This window comes from Streptomyces sp. NPDC104096, from assembly GCF_055584385.1.
Window position 1 is genome coordinate 1,837 of sequence record NZ_JBVJMD010000143.1, and the last position, 1,595, is coordinate 3,431.

The 1,595-nt window shown below is 56.3% G+C and carries 2 rRNA genes (1 of these 2 running past the window's edge); both read left to right on the plus strand.

Annotation, left to right across the window (positions count from 1 at the left end):
- Positions 1-1,399: ribosomal RNA gene (locus ACZ60B_RS42740) — 23S ribosomal RNA — on the plus strand; it begins 1,787 nt to the left of the window's first position.
- An 89-nt stretch (positions 1,400-1,488) separates the two neighbouring features.
- Positions 1,489-1,595 (plus strand): 5S ribosomal RNA (gene rrf, locus ACZ60B_RS42745); the annotation flags it as partial.

Here is a 1,595-nt window from a genome sequence, read left to right on the forward strand (position 1 = left end):
ACGTAGTGTGAGACCTGATGCCGAGCCGATTGTGGTGAAGTGGATGATCCTATGCTGTCGAGAAAAGCCTCTAGCGAGTTTCATGGCGGCCCGTACCCTAAACCGACTCAGGTGGTCAGGTAGAGAATACCGAGGCGTTCGGGTGAACTATGGTTAAGGAACTCGGCAAAATGCCCCCGTAACTTCGGGAGAAGGGGGGCCACGTCCGGTGATCGGATTTACTCCGTGAGCTGGGGGTGGCCGCAGAGACCAGCGAGAAGCGACTGTTTACTAAAAACACAGGTCCGTGCGAAGCCGTAAGGCGATGTATACGGACTGACGCCTGCCCGGTGCTGGAACGTTAAGGGGACCGGTTAGTCACTCTTCGGGGTGGCGAAGCTGAGAACTTAAGCGCCAGTAAACGGCGGTGGTAACTATAACCATCCTAAGGTAGCGAAATTCCTTGTCGGGTAAGTTCCGACCTGCACGAATGGCGTAACGACTTCTCGACTGTCTCAACCATAGGCCCGGTGAAATTGCACTACGAGTAAAGATGCTCGTTTCGCGCAGCAGGACGGAAAGACCCCGGGACCTTTACTACAGTTTGATATTGGTGTTCGGTTCGGCTTGTGTAGGATAGCTGGGAGACTGTGATTCCTGGACGCCAGTTCAGGCGGAGTCGTCGTTGAAATACCAGTCTGGTCGTGCTGGATGTCTAACCTGGGTCCGTGATCCGGATCAGGGACAGTGTCTGATGGGTAGTTTAACTGGGGCGGTTGCCTCCTAAAGAGTAACGGAGGCGCCCAAAGGTTCCCTCAGCCTGGTTGGCAATCAGGTGTTGAGTGTAAGTGCACAAGGGAGCTTGACTGTGAGACCGACGGGTCGAGCAGGGACGAAAGTCGGGACTAGTGATCCGGCGGTGGCTTGTGGAAGCGCCGTCGCTCAACGGATAAAAGGTACCCCGGGGATAACAGGCTGATCTTCCCCAAGAGTCCATATCGACGGGATGGTTTGGCACCTCGATGTCGGCTCGTCGCATCCTGGGGCTGGAGTCGGTCCCAAGGGTTGGGCTGTTCGCCCATTAAAGCGGTACGCGAGCTGGGTTTAGAACGTCGTGAGACAGTTCGGTCCCTATCCGCTGCGCGCGCAGGAATATTGAGAAGGGCTGTCCCTAGTACGAGAGGACCGGGACGGACGAACCTCTGGTGTGCCAGTTGTTCTGCCAAGGGCATGGCTGGTTGGCTACGTTCGGGAGGGATAACCGCTGAAAGCATCTAAGCGGGAAGCCTGCTTCGAGATGAGTATTCCCACCCACTTGATGGGGTAAGGCTCCCAGTAGACGACTGGGTTGATAGGCCGGATCTGGAAGCCCAGTAATGGGTGGAGGTGACCGGTACTAATAGGCCGAGGGCTTGTCCTCAGTTGCTCGCGTCCACTGTGTTGGTTCTGAAACCACGAACAACCCCGCGTTTGTCACAGAGCGTGGTGCGGTTGACAGTTTCATAGTGTTTCGGTGGTTATAGCGTGAGGGAAACGCCCGGTTACATTCCGAACCCGGAAGCTAAGCCTCACAGCGCCGATGGTACTGCAGGGGGGACCCTGTGGGAGAGTAGGAC